The following is a 16,427-nucleotide window of genomic DNA, read 5'->3' on the forward strand; positions in this document are numbered from 1 at the left end:
GCGGCGTCGATCAGAACAGGCGACGAACCGCGTCGGCGAACAGGCTGGGCAGTTCCTGGGGTGGGTTGTGGCCGCAATCGATCGGACGGACATCGACGAGGTCGGTGAAGTGCTGCTCGTGGTCGCCGGTCCCCGACAGCGAGGCGATCGGGTCCTCGGTGGGTTCGAGGACGACCGTCGGGACGCCGATCGGTCGCCGGTGCGCGATCTCGTCCTCGGTCGCCGCGTAGGCGGGGTCACCGTCGACGAGTCCGTACCGGTGCCGGTAGGAGTGCACGACCACGTCGACGAAGTCCGGGTTGTCGAACGACGGTGCGGTCGCGGCGAACTCGGAGTCGCCGAACCGCCACGTCGGGGACCACTCCGTCCACAGCAGTTGCGCGAACTCGGCGCGGTACTCGGCCAGGCCGGCACGACCACGCTCGGAGTGCAGGTAGTACTGGTACCAGGCGCGGCGGTCGAGATGCGGCGGTGCCGGTGTTGCGGACGCGGCGATGTCCTGGACGTTGTACCCGCCGACGGTCGCCAACCCGGACACCAGCTCCGGCCACAGCAGCGACACCAGGCAGGCGGCCCGACCACCCCAGTCGAATCCGGCCACCACCGGCTGATCCAGGTCCATCGCGATGATGAGCTCCCGGAGATCGTGCGCCAACGCGGCCTGTTGTCCCGACCGCACCGTGGTCGGCGAGATGAACTGGGTCGGGCCGTAGCCGCGTAGGTAGGGCACGACCACATCGGCACCCGATGCGACCAGCAGTGCCACGACGTCGTCGAAACACCTCGGGTCGTACGGGAACCCGTGTGCCAGCACCACCGAACGCCCGCCGGGATCGCCGTGCCGCTCGATCGCGATATCGAGGACCCCTGCTCGTACCGTTGCCGTCTCCACGGTTCCATCATGCCCATCAGGCGGAAGACGAGACCACCAGCCCGGCGGCCAACACCATGAAACCGCCGGTGTGCAGCACGGCGCGCACGAGATTCCATCGCACCCAGGCGGTCTCGAACGCGGCCCGTGCGGTGTCCGGATCGGTGGCCGCTGCGAGTCGATCGTTCAACGGGATGTTGAACGCGACGGTCACGACCAGCCCGAGAAGGTAGAGCACCGCCGCGACGATCACCCACGGCGCGATGGCCTCGTGGCGACACAACCAGGCCGCCGCGACGGTGACGACGAGACCGCCGAAGAACAACAGCAGGAACACGGGATTGACGATGGCGGCGTTGATCTTCTGCATCGCCGTCACCAGCGTGCGCGCGTCGGTGCGATGCAGACCCGGCATCACCGCATAGGCGAACGCGCAGAAGAGTCCGGCCATGAGTCCGGTGGTGGTGACGCCGAGCACGAGGATGGTCTGGCGAAGTGCGGTCATGGATAACAGTCAAGCCCTGAGCACCTGGACAGAACATGGCTTATCGACTCGTTTTCATGTTCAATCGTCTACATGGACATGCTGTCCGGCCTGCTCGACGGCCCCCGGGCGCACACCCCGTTCCTGCTGCGCGTGGTGATGGAGTCGCCGTGGGCCATCGAGGTCCGCGACGAGGCGCCGCTGACCGTGGTGGTCATGGTCGCCGGGCACGTCGACATCACCTACGCCGACGGAGCATTCCTGCACGCCGGGCCCGGCGACGTCGTCATCCTGCGCGGGCCTGATCCCTACGTGTTCGCCGACACCGCGGGCACCGATCTGACCGCGGTCATCCACCCGGACGGTGTGTGTCGCAGCGAGGTCGGCGCGACGTTGCCCGACCACATGTCGCTCGGGGTGCGCACCTGGGGCAACGCGACTCCGGGGACCGACGGATCGGTGGTGATGTTGATCGGGACGTATGTCTCGGCGGGAGAGGTGAGTTCACGCCTGCTCGATGCCCTGGACCGCACGATCCTGGTCACCGGGGCCCACAATCCTCTCGCCGGTCTACTCGACGCCGAGATGCTTCGAGACGCCCCCGGTCACGAGACCGTGGTGAACCGACTGCTGGATCTGATCCTCATCACGAGCCTGCGCGAGTGGTTCGACCGCCCCGGCGCCGCCGCCCCACGGTGGTACACCGCACAGTCCGATGCCGTTGTGGGACAGGCTCTCCGTCTCATCCACCACAACGCCGCGCACCCGTGGTCGGTGGACGGACTGGCCGCCGCGGTCGGTATCTCCCGAGCGGGTTTCTCACGGCGCTTCACCGATCTCGTCGGCGATCCACCGATGACCTACGTGACACAGTGGCGCCTGTCCGTGGCCGCCGATCTGCTCGCCGACCCCGTCCGCACGCTCGACTCGGTCGCACGAGAGGTGGGGTACAGCAGCGCTTTCGCGCTGAGCGCCGCCTTCAAGCGCGCACGCGGGGTGAGCCCGCGCGAATTCCGTCGGACACTCACCGCATGATCAGCCCGCGCGCCGTTCACACGTCCCAGGAGTCGGCCGTAACCGACGGTCGGGCCTCGCGCTGCACTCCGGCGCCCTGGACGTACGCCAGATGACCCCCGAGCGCGCCCGAGACACCCGTGACCGACAGGCCCGCCAGGGTGAGGCCGATCGCTGCAAGACGTCGACCCTTGCGGCGCACCAGCATCGACCCCGCGAGCAGCGTCATCGCCACCGAGTTCGACGACGCGTGCACGACAGCCACCCGACGTTGCGGGGCGTCGAGGGTGGTGAACTCGGCGAGTCCGGTGACCGCGGCCGGCATCGCGGCACCGAGACCGACGAGGACCAGTCGCTGAGCGGCCAGCGGTTGCCGGAACAGGTCGAACACCGGGGCCGCGGTCCACACCCCGATGGGCACGGTGACGGCCACCGGGTGCAGCGGGTGACCGAGCCAGGATCCGCGCAGAGCGTCACCGAGGCCGTTGTCGAGCAGCGCCCGCAGTGGCCCGGCGATCACATCGGCGGGTGCGTCGAGGGCCGACACCCCTTCGACGGAGGCCAGTGCGCGGGTGATCGGGGTCGAATGGGGTGCAGTCATGAGGGAACCTCGCCGTGTCGTGTGGGCTGTGAGACGCGTCCACCCGGGTGACTGCAGGTGCGATCGGTGCTCTGAGCGTAGCGAGACACCCACGTCCCCGCGCGGAAAACGCTCAGTCGATCGAGGCCGACAGGACCGCGATGGTCGCCTCGGTCGCGGCGTCGACGATGTCCTCGATGTCGGACACGTCGCCACTGTCCTCGACGTGGATGGCGAGGAGTTCACGGAGCCCGCCGACGAGGATGATCGACACGTATCGCGGCACCGGTTGCGGGTGTTCGACGTGATAGGTGGGCGAATCGAGCAGATCGGCGATCAGCGAGTAGAACTCGGCCATCGACTCGCGCTGCTGGGCGCGGGCGGCCGTCCCGAGGCCGGGGGTGTCGAGGATCCACGACAGGGTGATCGCCGGACGCGACAGGGAACCGCCGATCCACGCCTCGATGGCCTGGCGCACCTGCTCACGCCACGGCAGGCTGCGATCGACCGCGTCCGTGATGTGCGCGATCAACTCGCCGTTGACCCGCGCGAGCAGTGCGAGAAAACAGTCGTCGCGGCCGGAGAAGTGTTCGTAGAACGTGCGCCGCGACGTTTTCGCGATCCGCACCACATCGGCGACCGTCGTCGCCTTGAAGCCACGTTCGTCCACCGATGTCGCCATCGCCTCGAGCAACCGGACGACCGTGTCATCACCCGGCGCGGTGTCGATGTCGGTCGGGGGCGCCATGGTGGTCAAGACTATCGGTCAGTGCATCACCGAGATCACGTTGCCGGACGGGTCGGTGAACCAGGCGATGTCGGGGCCCATCTGCACACTCCGACCGCGCATCACGCCGCGGTCGTCGCACGGGAGGCCGTCGTACCGCAGCAGCCGGACTCCCTTCGCCTCGAGGTCGTCGACGGCGGCGTCGATGTCGGGGACCGGGATGTTGAGGACCGTGAACGACGCCGGGACGTGGTCGTCCTTGGGGTACATGACGACCCGGGTGTGGCGGTCGAGATGGAGCGCCAGCAGGCCCATCGGGTTGCGGTCCACTCGCAGCCCGAGGACGTCGGAGTAGAACGCTGCCGCGGCGTCCACGTCGTGCACCGCGAAACCGCTGAACGGCGTCATCGACGCCTCGGACGCCTCGCGCTGCATCTCTTCGTCGAAACCGATGAGCTGCACGTAGTTGCCGTCGGGGTCGAGCGCGGTCCCGAACCATCCGGCGTCGCGGCGCTCGAGCGGGCTCAGCCATCCGTAGCCGAGTTCGTCCACCAGCGCCCCGGTGGTCTGCGCGCAGTCGACCTCGGCGTTGACGATGAGCCGCGCCGCCTCGGCCGCCGGTCCGCGGACGTCGGGACGCGAGTCGATCATCAGATAGAAACCGTCGAGATCGACGACGTCGTAGCCGGGCTCACCCGGTGTTCGTTCGATCGACGCGTCGAACACGCGCGCGTACCAGTCGCGCAGGCGTTCGGGGTTGTCGCTGGAGAGCAGTGCACTGGAGATCGTCGCTGTTGCCATGTGAGTACTGACTGGCCATCCGGCGAGAACTCATCGTCGCTCAGCCAGGTATACCGGGCGGAACCGGCACACACGGGACCGCAACCGGGTTCCGCGGGTCCAGGGCGGTGCGGACAAATGCTGCCGTGCGCGGTGACGACACCAACGACAGATGGTCCGAGCGGTCGGCCGCGCACGTGTCCTGGACGACGATGTTCGTCGTCCGCGGGCCGGGCACGAAACCGTCTGTCCACGGCTCCACGACGCCGTCGTCGCGGGTCATGATGTTGGTGTAGACGACCGCGGGGTCGTACGGGCTGCCGCCGGCGTTGATGGCGCGCATGAACGGGCTGCCGTACTGCTCCTCGGCGCACTCCGGGCACGGCAGTACGCGCTTCGGGTCGAGCCCGATTGCGCGCGTAGCCTTCTCGAGCGCCAGATAACCCGAGCTGTCCTGCCCCTTCCAGTACGGCGCGAGCGAGACGTACCGCTCCACGACGCGCGAACCCCCGAGGTAGCGCACGTAGTACTCCGGCATGAGCGTGCCCTCGGAGTGCCCGACGATGTCGACCTTCGCCGCGCCGGTCGCGCCTCGGACGCGGTCGATGAACGCGCCCAACTGTTTCGCGCTGGGGATCATGCTGGTCAGTCCACCGAGCGCGTTGATCGGATAGGGCGTGCCGGGCAGCGTGCCGTAGGTCAGCGCGAACACGCAGTAGCCCGCGTTGTGCAGCACCGGCCCGAGGGTGGCCCAGTTGGTCTGACGGTTGCCGCCGGTGCCGTGGACCAGGACCACCGGGTTCGGATGCGCCGCGGTGGGACGGCACGAGAAGTCGTTGGTCCCGGGCGCCGACGCACCCGGACGCGCCACAGCGTCACGGGCTCCGGCGAAGAAGTCGTAGGTGACCGGGAGGGTCGGCCGACCGGGGGCCGCCGAGGCCGGAGCGGCGAGCACGAGACAGGCCGACGCGGTCGCGACGAGGACGATCAGCCGAAGAACGGCGGGACGAACTGACATGGCACCTTCTCACTGCTGGACGGGTCGAGCGCGTTGAGCACGTGTCGCGCCGCGCGTGGTGACCCGCAGATACCCAGATGATCGCAGAAGTCCTGCGAGCAATCGTGCTGGACAACGATGTTCGTGACCGTCTGGTCGTCACTGACCGCGGGGAGCTGACCGCTGGTGTACGGCCGGACGAACTCGTCGAAGCGGGTGGAGATGTTGACGTAGTCGATGCCCGGCACATACGGGCCGCCGTCGGCGTTCATCGCGGTGATGAACTCCGAGCCCCGCGTCATCTGCGCCACCGCGCGACACGGCAGCACCTTGAGCGGGTCGATCCCGAGCCGCAGGTCGACGGTGTGGAGCAGACCGGCACCAAATGCCGTGGTGCCCTCCCACAGCGGGGCGAGCGAGACGTAGCGCCCGATCTTGTCGCCGCCGCCGAGGAACTTCGCGTAATGGTTCGGCACCAGCGTGCCCTGCGAATGGCCGACGATGTCGACCTTCTCGGCGCCGGTCGCGGCGAGGACCTTCTCGATGAAGTCGCCGAGTTCGGCGGCGCTGTCCTCCATGAGCGTCATCCCGCCCATGGCCTTGAGCGGCCACGGCACGTGGGCGAGAGCGCCGTAGGTGAGCGTGAACACGGAGTAGCCCTCGAGCGCGAGCAGCGGGACGTAGGTGCCCCAGTTGGTCTGACCGCCCCCGCCTGTGCCGTGCACCAGGATCACCGGGTTGGGATGAGCAGGGTCCACCGGGGCGTCCCACTGGTTCGCGCCGGGTAGGGCCCCACCGGGGTTGGCGATCTCGGGCCCGATGCCGGAGAAGAAGTTGTAGGCGACCTTCTGTCGGTCGCGTGCGGCGCCGCGCGGGGCGGGGTTGTCGACCTCCTGGTCGGGCGCGAGTTCACCGACATCGTCGGTCGAATGCGTGAGCAGGCCGCCCACCCGCAGGGGGATCGTCATCGCGTCGCCGAGCATGCGGATGAGGGAACCGTGGGCCACGGTGCACACGATACGACGGCGCACCACCGCGGTCCGGTCGCGGTAGCCGAAGCCACTTTCGCCCGACTCCGTCGGAAAACCGTGCCCACCGACGACTATGAGGATGTGAGTGCTCACCCGGGGTCGCAGCTCCTGCTCGACGTGTACGACGACGCATTGCCCGCCGTCTACGGGTACCTGCTGCGTCGCTGCCGCGACACCACCCTCGCCGAGGACCTCACCTCCGAGACGTTCCTCGCGGCGATGGACAGCGTCCGACGGGTCGATCCACCCGACCCGACCGTGCCGTGGCTGATCGGCGTGGCCCGACACAAGCTGGCCGACCACTGGCGGCGCATGCAGCGGACCGCCGAGCCGGTGGGTGACCCGCCGGAGACCGCCCACGACACCTGGGACACCGAGCTCGACCGCCTGATCGCCGAGCACACGTTGGCGCAGATCAGCCCTCTGCACCGGGCGATCCTGACGCTTCGCTACGTCGACGACTGCACGGTCCCCCGCTGCGCCGAGGTCCTCGGCCGCACCGTGATGGCGACCGAGGCGTTGCTGACCCGGGCCAAGCGCGAGTTCCGCGCGACGTATCCCGACGACCGCGGCTCGCGGAACCCACGACAGGGGGCACGGCGATGACCGGCCCGATCCGCCCCGATCCCTTCACCGCACTGCGCGCGGTCGACACCGATGTCGACCCGGCGTCGGTGTTCTCCCGACAACTCCGCGCCCGTCTCGAGCGCGGAGCCGATCTACCCCGAGGAGTCGTCATGAGTGGGGTCACCGCAGACCAGACCGCCCCGACCGGGATCATCGAGCGACCCGGCGCCCTGCCCTACCTCACGGTCGCGGACGGCCTGGCGGCGATCGACTGGTACCGGGCCCATCTGGGCGCGCGCCTGCGTGGCGAGCCGATCCTGATGGACGACGGCCGTGTCGGCCACGCCGAGCTGGAGATCGGCGGAGGCGTCATCTACCTGGCCGCGGCGTTCGACGAGATCGGGCTGGCCGCCCCTGCGCCCGGCGCAGTCTCGGTGAGTCTCATGCTCGCCGTCGACAACACCGACCGCGCGCTGTCCGCTGCCCGCGCCGGCGGCGCGTCTGTGCAGCGAGAGCCCTACGAGGGCCACGGGTCCAGGACGGCGGTGATCATCGACCCCTTCGGTCATCGGTGGATGCTGTCCGGGCCGGTGCGCACCCCTACGGGTGTGGTTGACCGGGTCCGTCCCGGCGACGTCGTGTACCCGTCGCTGTGCACCCCCGATGTCGAGCGCGCGGTCCGGTTCTATGGGGCGGTGCTCGGGTGGCGCTACGACGCCGAGACGCGTCAGGTCACCAACCTCGGACACCGTCTCGGCCTGTCAACGCTCGGGGATCTGCGATCTCTGTTCCTCGTCTACGCCGTCGCCGATCTCGAGGGCGCGCGGGAGGCGATCGTCGCGGCCGGGGGCACCGACCTCACCGAGGCCGACGGTCACCCCGGGTCGTTGGACGCGAGCGACGACCAGGGCGCCCGCTTCGCGGTCTACGTAGCCGACCCCGATGAGGTTCGCGGGGAACAGCATCCGGCCGGACACGGCGAACTCACCTACATCACGGTGCACACCCCCGACAGCCGGGCGTTCCGCGACTTCCACTCCCGGGTCCTGGGCTGGGAGTTCACGGCCGGTCGCGTCGACGACGGGTGGGAGGTCGACGATTCTCGACCACAGATCGGGATCGCCGGCGGCGCCGACGAGTACTCCGTGGTGGCGATGTGGTCGGTCGACGACATCGAGGCCGCGGTGACACGTGTCCGGGAGGCCGGCGGCGAGGTGATCAGCGGGCCCGAGCGGATGCCGTACGCGACCACCGCGGAATGCGTCGACGACCAGGGCGTGCGGTTCTACCTCGGGCAGTACTGACGGAAATCGTCCGCTATACGGTGCATCGTCGGCATATTGCCCTCGACGGCACTCATATCGGACGATTTCCGCGTCGTCGGCGTCACTCGATAAGGGTCAGCGCCTGGGTAGGGCATTCGATGAGGGCGCGGCGCACTTTGTCGGAGTGGGCGTCGACCTCGTCGTTGTCGACCTCGACATCACCGGAGTCGGCGAGCAGGAACACCTCCGGCGCGGTCATCTCACACATGCCCGATGCGCAGCACAATTCACGGTCCACGGTCACCTTCATGGTCGAACCTCTCGTGTCGAAGGGGGTCTCAGAGCATCCGACGCAGCAGCTTCACCGCGCGGTCGCTGTAGGGCGGATAGATCAGTGACAGATCGGGTTTCGCCGGCTTGGAGAGCACCGCCTTGCGATGGCTGAGCGCTTCGAAACCCCAGCGACCGTGGTAGGCACCCATGCCGCTGGCACCGACACCGCCGAACGGTAGTTGCGGGATCAGGCAGTGCATCGCGATGTGGTTGACCACCGCGCCTCCCGACGGGATGGCATCGATCATTCTCGCGGCCAACGACTTCGACGAGGTGAAGACATAGCTGGCGAGCGGCTTGGGTCGGGAGTTGATGAACGCGATCGCAGCCTCGGGCGACTCGACGGTGAGCACGGGCAGGATGGGGCCGAAGATCTCGTTCTCCATCACGGCGTCATCGGGGTCGGGGTCGACGACCACAGTGGGTTCGATCCGCAGGTTCTCTCGATCGATGCCGCCGCCGAGGACGACGCGTCCGGTGGTCGCCTCCAGGTAGGAGGCGAGACGCTCGAACTGGCGGCTGTTCACGATCTTCACCGTCGCCTCGACCTTGTCTTTGCGGAACTCGGCGATGGTGGCGCCGATCTTGCCGACGAGCTCGTCGACCACCGCGCGGTCGGCGAGCACGTAGTCGGGTGCGATGCAGGTCTGGCCGGAGTTGAGCAGCTTGGTCCAGGCGATGCGGCGCGCGGTGACGTCGAGGTCGGCGTCGGCGGCCACGTAGACCGGACTCTTACCGCCGAGTTCGAGAGTCACCGGCGTGAGGGTCGGGGCCGCGGCGGCCATGATCTTCTTGCCGACCTCGGTGCCGCCGGTGAACACGGCGTGGTCGAAACCCAGTGCGAGGAGGTCCTGGGTGGTCGACGCGTCGCCCTCGATCACGCGGAACGCGGAGGTGTCGAGGTATTCCGGAACGATCCGGGCCAGCAGTGCCGACGACGCCGGCGCCATCTCCGACGGCTTGAGCACAGCACAGTTGCCCGCTGCGATCGCCGCGACCAGCGGTCCGAGCGTCAGATACACGGGGTAGTTCCACGGGCCGATGACCAGCACCACCCCGAGGGGCTCGTACTGCACCCAGCCGCGGGCGGGCAACTGGGCCAGCGGGAGCGACTGACGCTGCCGTTTCATCCACTTCTTGAGGTTCTTGCGCGCGAACGTGGCCTCACCCTTGGTCGATGCGATGTCGCCGAGCCACGCGTCGAAGCCCGCGCGACCGAGATCGGCGTCGAGTGCGGCCACGATGTCGGACTCGCGCTCGTCCAGCATGCGCTCGAGCGCCGCCAACTGACTTGTGCGCCAACCGATGTCCCGAGTCGCGCCGGACGCGTGGTACCGGCGCAGGTCGGCGAGCACCGATGGGTCGACCGATTCGACGACGGGTGTGGTGGGCAGTGTGGGTGCAGCCATGATGTGTCCTGTCAGATGTTCAGATGCCGTGTAGGGATCATCGTCACCCATCGAGCCTGCCCGGCCGGGCGGAACCGAAGGATTCCCCGGGTCATCCCCGCACGGTGTAGGGCATGGACCTGACGGCGTGGACGAAGTTGCCGACCAGGAACTCAGGCTCACCGAGCTGCATGTGGGGAGCACGGGTCAGCAACTGGCCGAACAACTCTCGGAGCTGCGTCTTGGCGAGGAAGGCCCCCATGCAGAAGTGCGGTCCACCGCCGCCGAATCCGACGTGCGGGTTGGGCGACCGGGTGACGTCGAACCGTTCGGGATCGGTGAACACCTCGGCGTCGCGGTTGGCCGACGGATAGAGCATCAACAGCCACTCCCCCGCGCGGATCGGCTGCCCGCCCACCTCGGTGTCCACCAGCGCGGTCCGTCGGAACGTCATCACCGGGGTGGCGTATCGGATGAACTCGTCGACGGCGGTGCCGATGGTCCCGTCGAAGTCGTCGACGAGCAGTTGGCGCTGAGCAGGGTTGTCCTGCAACGCCTTCGCGACGAGGCTGATGGTGTTTCGGGTGGTGTCGTTGCCCGCCACCGACAGCAGCACGAAGAACGCGGCGATCTCGTCGTCGGTCAGCTTCTCGCCGTCGACCTCGGCCTGCACGAGGTTGGTCATGAGGTCGTCGCGGGGTTCGGCGCGGCGGGCCTCGGCCAGCTCCAGAGCCATGGTGAGCAGCGCGACCAACGACTCGTTGAGCACCTCGCCCGGCTCACGACCGGCGGCGACGGCCGGGTCGTTCCACGAGACCAGGCCGTCGGCGTGGTGCGCCGCGTCGTCACGGTGACTCTCGTCGAGTCCCATCATCTCGTAGATGGTCCACATGGGCAGACGCTTGGACACCTGCATGACGAAGTCACCCTCGGGATTGGCCAGCAGATCATCGACGATGCGCTCGGCCTGGCTCTGGATCTGCTCGGTGATGGTCTTCACCTGCCGAGGGGTGAACGCGGCGCTGACCAGCCGACGCAGCGAGGCGTGACGCTTTCCGTCCATGGCGAGGAACGACATCGACGCCTCGAGCAACTCCTCCGGGAGCTCTTCGACCATCACGCCCTGTGCGGAGGTGAACAGCTCCGGGTGCTTGCTGACGTAGGTGATGTCGGCGTGGGTGGCCACCGCCCACACGCCGGGCTGCTCCGGCGGGATCAGTGCGCCCTCGATCGGGGGGTGCCAACTGATCGGCGCCTTGTCCCGCAGGAGTCGGAAGGTCGCCTCGCGGTCCTCGGCGGTGGCCGCCCAGAACGACTGCGGCGAGATGCTCACGGGATGAAAGGTTCGGTCTGTGGTCGGTGCGCTCATGGGTGAGATCCTTGTCTTCGAGAACGGGGCTGGGCGTCAGACGAGCAGGTCGTCGCGGCCGTCGGCCTTCAGTCGATCGACGTAGGTGGGGAACAGCTTCTTCGACAGGGGTGCGAGTTTGAGCAGCGCCGCGACGTTGCCGTCGACCGAGATCTTCTTCTTGGCCATGGCCATCGGGAGGTTGACCTTGCCCTGCCAGTAGGCGCTGCCGACGTCTGCGGTCATCGACATCGTGGCGCCGGGTGTCGGTGCGGCGTCGAGTCCACCCGGCAGACCGTCACCGAACACCTTCTGATTGGCGGCGTCGATCACCACGTGCGCCTCGGGCTCGGAGAAGGCGAACTCGAGAACGATCCCCGTGCCGGCCAGCTTCGGACCGATCTCATCGTCGGTGAACGCCGTCTCGAAGATCCCTCCGATGTAGGTGCACACCTCGTCGGCACTGGCGAAACCCATCATGTCCTCCGTTGTCGCAGTTCAGGGCTGACCCCATCGAACGGATGAGGTGTGGATCACAGTAGCCATAACTTCACTTATGGTCAAGGGAATCGGACACCCGTCCGTCGCAGAAGCACACTGACGACCTGGTGGTCTGCGCTTGAAATCCTCAGGCGGTGCGCGGTGGAGCGATCATCGTCTGGCGTGGACGGAGGAGGGAGGGATAGCGCTAGCTATCTCGACCGACGACAACCCCGTCAGGCGGCGATCGAACGCCGCGAACCGTCTAAGGATTTCAAGCGCAGAGCACTAGGCTGAGGCGATGGCGACCACGACAACGCGCCAGGCGTACCTGGAGACCGGGCTGGATGTACTCGCCGATCTCGGGTACGGCGGGCTGAAGCTCGCCGAGGTGTGTCGACGACTCGGTGTCACGTCGGGGTCCTTCTATCACTTCTTTGACAACTGGGGTCACTACACCGGTGAGCTTCTCGAACACTGGCGTACCGAGCGGTCGGCCGCGCTCATCGAACACGTTCGCGCCGAACCGGATCCGCGCAAGCGCATCGAGGCCCTCCGCGCGATCGGCATGTCGTTGCCCTACCGCGCGGAGTCGGCGATCCGGACCTGGAGCAGCCTCGATCCCGCGGTGCTCGCGGTGCAGCAGGAAGTCGACGCCCAGCGCGTCCAGGTGCTGCACGACGCCGCCTTCGCGATCGTCGGCAACGAGCGCGGCGCCGAGATGTTCGCGAAATGGTCGATGTATCTGCTGGTGGGTTACGAGCAGATCACCCTGCAGGCCGATCGTGACGCCCTGGAGTGGATGTTCAATCGCGCCGAGATCGCGCTCGACTCCGGCGAATTGGCGGACCTGCCGCCGGTGTGACCCGGCGCGCGACGCCCGTCAGGCCGGTGCGAGGAACGCCTGCAGCGCAGCCGAATAGCTCGCGACGTCGTCGGCGCCCATCATCTCCCGCGCACTGTGCATCGCGAGCTGCGCGGCGCCGACATCGACCGTGCGAAGACCGGTGCGGGTGGCCGTGATCGGCCCGATCGTCGATCCGCAGGGCAGGTCGGCGCGGTGGACGTAGCGCTGGAGTGGTACCCCGGCCTGCTCGCAGGCCAGTGCGAACAGACCTTCGCCCTCGGCATCGCTGGCGTAGCGCAGGTTCTGGTTTACCTTGAGCACCGGTCCGCCGTTGACCGCGATCCGATGAGCGGGCTCGTGACGGTCCGGATAGTTCGGGTGCGTCGCGTGCGCCATGTCGCCCGACGCACAGACACTGGCGGCCATCGTCTGCAGGTAGTCGCCGCGATCTCCCCCGCGCGCCAACACGATTCGTTCCAACGTGCTCGCGAGGAAGTCTGACGCGGCGCCGCGCTCGGATCCGCTGCCGACCTCTTCGTGGTCGAACAACGCGAGCACGCGCGTCGGGCCGGTCGAGTCCGCGGCGTCGAGCAGGCCGCGCAGCCCCGCGTAGCAGGTGCCCTGGTTGTCCAGGCGCGGTGCGCTGAGCAGGTCCGAGTGCGCGCCGATCAGCGAACTGGGGACGAGGTCGTGGGTCATCAGTTCCCAGCCGACCACGTCGCCGAGGTCGAGATCCTCACGTGCGCACAGCCACTCGAGGAACTGGGCCGATGCGCCGTCGTCGACTCCCCAGATGGCGTTGACGTGTCGCTGCGGGTCGAGGGTCACGCCCTTGCGATCCTCGGACAGGTGGATGGCCAGCTGCGGCACTCGAAGCACGGGGTCGTCGACCCGGACCAATCGCTGTTCGAGCCCGGTCCCGCGCCGGATCGCGAGGCGACCGGAGACGCCGAGATCCCGGTCGAGCCAGGAGTTCAACCACGCGCCGCCGTACGGCTCGAGACCGACCATGCGCAATCCGACCGAACGGAGTTCGGGGTGCTGCTTGAGACGCAGGTTGGGGCTGTCGGTGTGGCCGCCGACGATCCGGAAGGGGGTGTCGGTGCCGCGGGCGTCCCAGGCGATGATCGATCCGCCGCGAACGACGTAGTGCGCCCCCGCGACGTCGGCCCACGCCTGCGTCTCGTGCAGCTCGGTGTATCCGGCGGTCGCCAGTTCGGCCGCAACGCTCGCGCACACGTGGAACGGCGACGGCGAGGCGTCGACGAACGTGCAGAGGCCGGCCGCGGTCGCCGACGTCGGGATCGTCATGCGATTCAGGCCGAGGCCAGGACCGCGTCGATGGCGGAGAAGAACAGTCCGAGTCCGTCGTCACTGGGACCGGTCAGCGGCTCGGTGGCGTGCTCGGGGTGAGGCATGAGGCCCACGATGCGGCCGTCGGCACTCGAGATGCCCGCGATCGAACGCAGCGACCCGTTCGGGTTGTCGCCGGCGTAACGGAACACGACGCGGCCCTCGCCCTCGAGTTCGTCGAGCACCTCTTCGGAGGCGACGAACCGCCCCTCGCCGGACTTGAGCGGCACCAGGATCTCGGCGCCCGGCTCGAAGCGACTGCTCCACGCCGACGTCGTCGACTCGACCTTGAGCCACTGGTCACGGCAGACGAAGTGCAACCCGGTGTTACGGGTCAATGCACCCGGCAGCAGACCGGCCTCACACAGCACCTGGAAACCGTTGCAGATACCCAGGATCGGGGTGCCGTGGGTGGCCGCCTCGACCACCGCGCCCATCATCGGGGCGAAGCGGGCGATGGCGCCGGCACGCAGGTAGTCGCCGTAGGAGAAACCGCCGGGCACGATGACCGCGTCGACGCCCTGCAGATCGGCGTCGGCGTGCCAGAGTTCGACCGGCTGGGCACCCGCGAGACGGACCGCCCGCGAGGCGTCGATGTCGTCGAGGGTCCCCGGGAACGTGATGACCCCGATGCGTGCCGTCACTGCTCCGCCCGGGAGACGGTGAAGTTCTCGATCACGGTGTTGGCCAACAGTTCCGCTGCGATGCGCTCCAGGGCGGCGTCGTCGACCGAACCGTCGACCTCCAGCTCGAATCGTTTGCCCTGCCGGACGTCGGCGATGCCGGCGAAGCCGAGTCGGCCGAGCGCTCCCACGATCGCCTGCCCCTGCGGGTCGAGGATCTCCGTCTTGGGCATCACGTCGACAACCACACGCGCCATCTTGTTCGCTCCTGTATCACCGGGGGCTGATTCTGGGGTCAGCTTACCGGCTGTCGCGGCTGGTCTACGCAGCGCTGCGTCGCGCGGCCGAGTGCGTCAGCTCACGGTAGGTGACCGGCGCCAGACCGTGGTGCAACGAGAGGTCGACGCAGTCGAGGATGGTCGAGCGCGCCATCGGGTTGTCGAGGTGTTTGGCGGCGATCGACAGTCGAACGACCCCACCCTTTCGTGCGGTGCGGTTCGACGCGACGACCACCATGCGACACCACCAGGCGTCCGCCCGGAACCCGTCGCCGAACCCGAGCACCCGCGAGCGGTGGAACGACCCGGTCGACAGGTCGTTCCAGCCGGAGAACCCGAGGTTGACCCGGAACCCGGCCTGCGGCAGTGCCTCGAGCGCGCCCGCGGACGCGGACCACCGAGGGGCGGCGAAGATGCGCGTGCGCAGACCGCTGCGCTCGAGGACCCGGTCGGCGGCGGTCAGCCGAAGCGCCGCCTCGTGGGCGGCGATGACCGCGAACTCGGCGCGACGACGCTTGGTGGCCGCTTGGTCGTATCCGTGCAGCACGATCGCGTCGTCGCCGGACCGTCGGTCCCGCAGCCACCCGACGGTGTCGGTGTCGTCCAGGAGTCGGTACCCGTGCTTGAGACGCGGCGCAACCAGCAACGACACCGGGACCTCACGCGCGGCGAGGGTCTCGGTGAAGTCCCGGACCGCGGCCGCGGTCTCGGTACGGATGCCGGAGATCGATACGTAGAGCTGTCCTGCCATGGGTCCCAGTGTCGACCGCGGAGGTGTTGCGATGGTGGAGTCGACGTGTACGGCGATCGAACTACCCGTGTGACATGCGCCGCGTCTCGCAGGCGCCGGACGAGGTCAGAGAACGGCTTCGATGGCCTCGATGACCTCGGGGGCGTCGGGCTCGGTGCGCGGACGGAAGCGTCGGACGACGGTCCCGTCGGCGTCGAGCAGGAACTTCTCGAAATTCCATTGCACATCACCCGCCTCACCGGAATCATCGGTCGCCTGCGTCAACTCGACGTAGAGCGGGTGCCGATCGTCGCCGTTGACCTCCACCTTCTCCAACAGAGGGAAGGTCACGCCGTAGGTGGTCGAGCAGAAGGTCTCGATCTCCTCCGCCGTGCCGGGCTCCTGGCCCATGAACTGGTTACACGGGACGCCGACGACGGTGAGTCCACGGTCGCGGTAGTCCTCGGCGATCTTCTCGAGGCCGCTGTACTGCGGGGTCAGGCCGCACTTGCTGGCCACGTTGACGACGAGGACGGGACCGCTGAAGTCGCCGAGCGTGGTGTCGGAGCCCTGCAGGGTGGTGAGGGGGATGGTGTTGATGGAGGTCATCTGATGAGAGTAGGTCGTTCGACCGACGACAGCGAAGTGACCCGGACCACCGGTTTTGGGAGGTGTGTTCGATCCCACAACAATTGCGTTGGCGACGATAGTTGCGCGTGCGTTACCTTTTT

Annotated in this window: 20 protein-coding genes; 4 read left to right on the plus strand and 16 right to left on the minus strand. The window is 68.1% G+C overall.

Annotated features, from left to right (window positions below):
* Positions 1-10: 10 nt before the first annotated feature.
* Both IEV93_RS00335 and IEV93_RS00340 read right to left on the minus strand, forming a co-directional pair.
* Complete coding sequence (locus IEV93_RS00335; RefSeq protein WP_188485847.1) at positions 11-892, minus strand: alpha/beta fold hydrolase; 882 nt, start codon at positions 890-892, stop codon at positions 11-13.
* A gap of 16 nt (positions 893-908) precedes the next feature.
* Positions 909-1,376, minus strand: coding sequence for an anthrone oxygenase family protein (locus tag IEV93_RS00340; protein ID WP_188485849.1), 468 nt, complete (start codon positions 1,374-1,376; stop codon positions 909-911).
* Positions 1,377-1,448: 72 nt separating this feature from the next.
* On the opposite strand from IEV93_RS00340, the gene IEV93_RS00345 reads away from it, so the two are divergent.
* Positions 1,449-2,390, plus strand: a complete 942-nt coding sequence (locus tag IEV93_RS00345) for an AraC family transcriptional regulator (RefSeq protein ID WP_188485851.1) — start codon at positions 1,449-1,451, stop codon at positions 2,388-2,390.
* A gap of 16 nt (positions 2,391-2,406) precedes the next feature.
* On the opposite strand, the gene IEV93_RS00350 is transcribed toward IEV93_RS00345, so the two are convergent.
* The 5 genes from IEV93_RS00350 to IEV93_RS00370 form a co-directional block, all read right to left on the minus strand.
* A complete protein-coding gene (locus IEV93_RS00350) occupies positions 2,407-2,970 on the minus strand; it encodes a DUF2231 domain-containing protein (protein WP_188485853.1) in 564 nt (187 codons plus the stop codon).
* Positions 2,971-3,082: 112 nt separating this feature from the next.
* On the minus strand, positions 3,083-3,697 hold the full coding sequence (locus IEV93_RS00355) for a TetR/AcrR family transcriptional regulator (RefSeq protein ID WP_188485855.1): 615 nt from the start codon (positions 3,695-3,697) through the stop codon (positions 3,083-3,085).
* Between the two features lie 18 nt (positions 3,698-3,715).
* The gene (locus tag IEV93_RS00360) at positions 3,716-4,477 is read right to left on the minus strand and encodes a VOC family protein (RefSeq protein ID WP_188485857.1); all 762 of its coding nucleotides are present in this window, start codon (positions 4,475-4,477) and stop codon (positions 3,716-3,718) included.
* A gap of 40 nt (positions 4,478-4,517) precedes the next feature.
* The gene (locus IEV93_RS00365) at positions 4,518-5,474 is read right to left on the minus strand and encodes an esterase/lipase family protein (RefSeq protein WP_188485859.1); all 957 of its coding nucleotides are present in this window, start codon (positions 5,472-5,474) and stop codon (positions 4,518-4,520) included.
* On the minus strand, positions 5,444-6,460 hold the full coding sequence (locus IEV93_RS00370; protein ID WP_229704774.1) for an esterase/lipase family protein: 1,017 nt from the start codon (positions 6,458-6,460) through the stop codon (positions 5,444-5,446). The genes IEV93_RS00365 and IEV93_RS00370 overlap by 31 nt, the downstream gene beginning before the upstream one ends.
* A 132-nt stretch (positions 6,461-6,592) precedes the next feature.
* Here IEV93_RS00370 and IEV93_RS00375 point away from each other — a divergent pair, with 132 nt between their 5' ends.
* Together IEV93_RS00375 and IEV93_RS00380 are read left to right on the plus strand one after the other, a co-directional pair.
* On the plus strand, positions 6,593-7,090 hold the full coding sequence (locus tag IEV93_RS00375) for an RNA polymerase sigma factor (RefSeq protein WP_229705096.1): 498 nt from the start codon (positions 6,593-6,595) through the stop codon (positions 7,088-7,090).
* A complete protein-coding gene (locus IEV93_RS00380) occupies positions 7,087-8,355 on the plus strand; it encodes a VOC family protein (protein ID WP_188485865.1) in 1,269 nt (422 codons plus the stop codon). Before IEV93_RS00375 ends, IEV93_RS00380 begins: the two co-directional genes overlap by 4 nt.
* Positions 8,356-8,437: 82 nt before the next feature.
* Here the strand turns inward: IEV93_RS00380 and IEV93_RS00385 are convergent, their stop codons facing one another.
* From IEV93_RS00385 to IEV93_RS00400, 4 genes are all read right to left on the minus strand, one after another.
* Positions 8,438-8,626 carry a ferredoxin gene (locus IEV93_RS00385; RefSeq protein WP_188485867.1) on the minus strand — a complete coding sequence of 63 codons (189 nt, stop codon included), beginning with the start codon at positions 8,624-8,626 and terminating at the stop codon, positions 8,438-8,440.
* Positions 8,627-8,654: 28 nt separating this feature from the next.
* The gene (locus IEV93_RS00390; protein WP_188485869.1) at positions 8,655-10,058 is read right to left on the minus strand and encodes an aldehyde dehydrogenase family protein; all 1,404 of its coding nucleotides are present in this window, start codon (positions 10,056-10,058) and stop codon (positions 8,655-8,657) included.
* 91 nt (positions 10,059-10,149) lie between these two features.
* Entirely contained in the window at positions 10,150-11,406 is a 1,257-nt protein-coding gene (locus tag IEV93_RS00395; protein ID WP_188485871.1) for a cytochrome P450, read from the minus strand.
* Between the two features lie 36 nt (positions 11,407-11,442).
* Positions 11,443-11,862 (minus strand): SCP2 sterol-binding domain-containing protein, encoded by a 420-nt coding sequence (locus IEV93_RS00400; RefSeq protein ID WP_188485873.1) that lies wholly within the window; start codon positions 11,860-11,862, stop codon positions 11,443-11,445.
* A gap of 304 nt (positions 11,863-12,166) precedes the next feature.
* On the opposite strand from IEV93_RS00400, the gene IEV93_RS00405 reads away from it, so the two are divergent.
* Entirely contained in the window at positions 12,167-12,730 is a 564-nt protein-coding gene (locus IEV93_RS00405; RefSeq protein WP_188485875.1) for a TetR/AcrR family transcriptional regulator, read from the plus strand.
* An 18-nt stretch (positions 12,731-12,748) separates the two neighbouring features.
* Here the strand turns inward: IEV93_RS00405 and IEV93_RS00410 are convergent, their stop codons facing one another.
* From IEV93_RS00410 to IEV93_RS00430, 5 genes are all read right to left on the minus strand, one after another.
* Positions 12,749-14,023 (minus strand): M18 family aminopeptidase, encoded by a 1,275-nt coding sequence (locus tag IEV93_RS00410; protein WP_188485877.1) that lies wholly within the window; start codon positions 14,021-14,023, stop codon positions 12,749-12,751.
* A gap of 5 nt (positions 14,024-14,028) precedes the next feature.
* The gene (gene purQ / locus IEV93_RS00415) at positions 14,029-14,709 is read right to left on the minus strand and encodes a phosphoribosylformylglycinamidine synthase subunit PurQ (protein WP_188485879.1); all 681 of its coding nucleotides are present in this window, start codon (positions 14,707-14,709) and stop codon (positions 14,029-14,031) included.
* Complete coding sequence (purS, locus tag IEV93_RS00420) at positions 14,706-14,945, minus strand: phosphoribosylformylglycinamidine synthase subunit PurS (RefSeq protein WP_188485881.1); 240 nt, start codon at positions 14,943-14,945, stop codon at positions 14,706-14,708. The genes purQ and purS overlap by 4 nt, the downstream gene beginning before the upstream one ends.
* A gap of 64 nt (positions 14,946-15,009) precedes the next feature.
* Complete coding sequence (locus tag IEV93_RS00425) at positions 15,010-15,717, minus strand: DUF2334 domain-containing protein (RefSeq protein ID WP_188485882.1); 708 nt, start codon at positions 15,715-15,717, stop codon at positions 15,010-15,012.
* A 105-nt stretch (positions 15,718-15,822) separates the two neighbouring features.
* Positions 15,823-16,305, minus strand: a complete 483-nt coding sequence (locus IEV93_RS00430) for a glutathione peroxidase (protein WP_188485884.1) — start codon at positions 16,303-16,305, stop codon at positions 15,823-15,825.
* Positions 16,306-16,427 lie beyond the last annotated feature (122 nt).

The organism is Williamsia phyllosphaerae, from assembly GCF_014635305.1.
Taxonomy (GTDB): Bacteria; Actinomycetota; Actinomycetes; order Mycobacteriales; family Mycobacteriaceae; genus Williamsia_A; species Williamsia_A phyllosphaerae.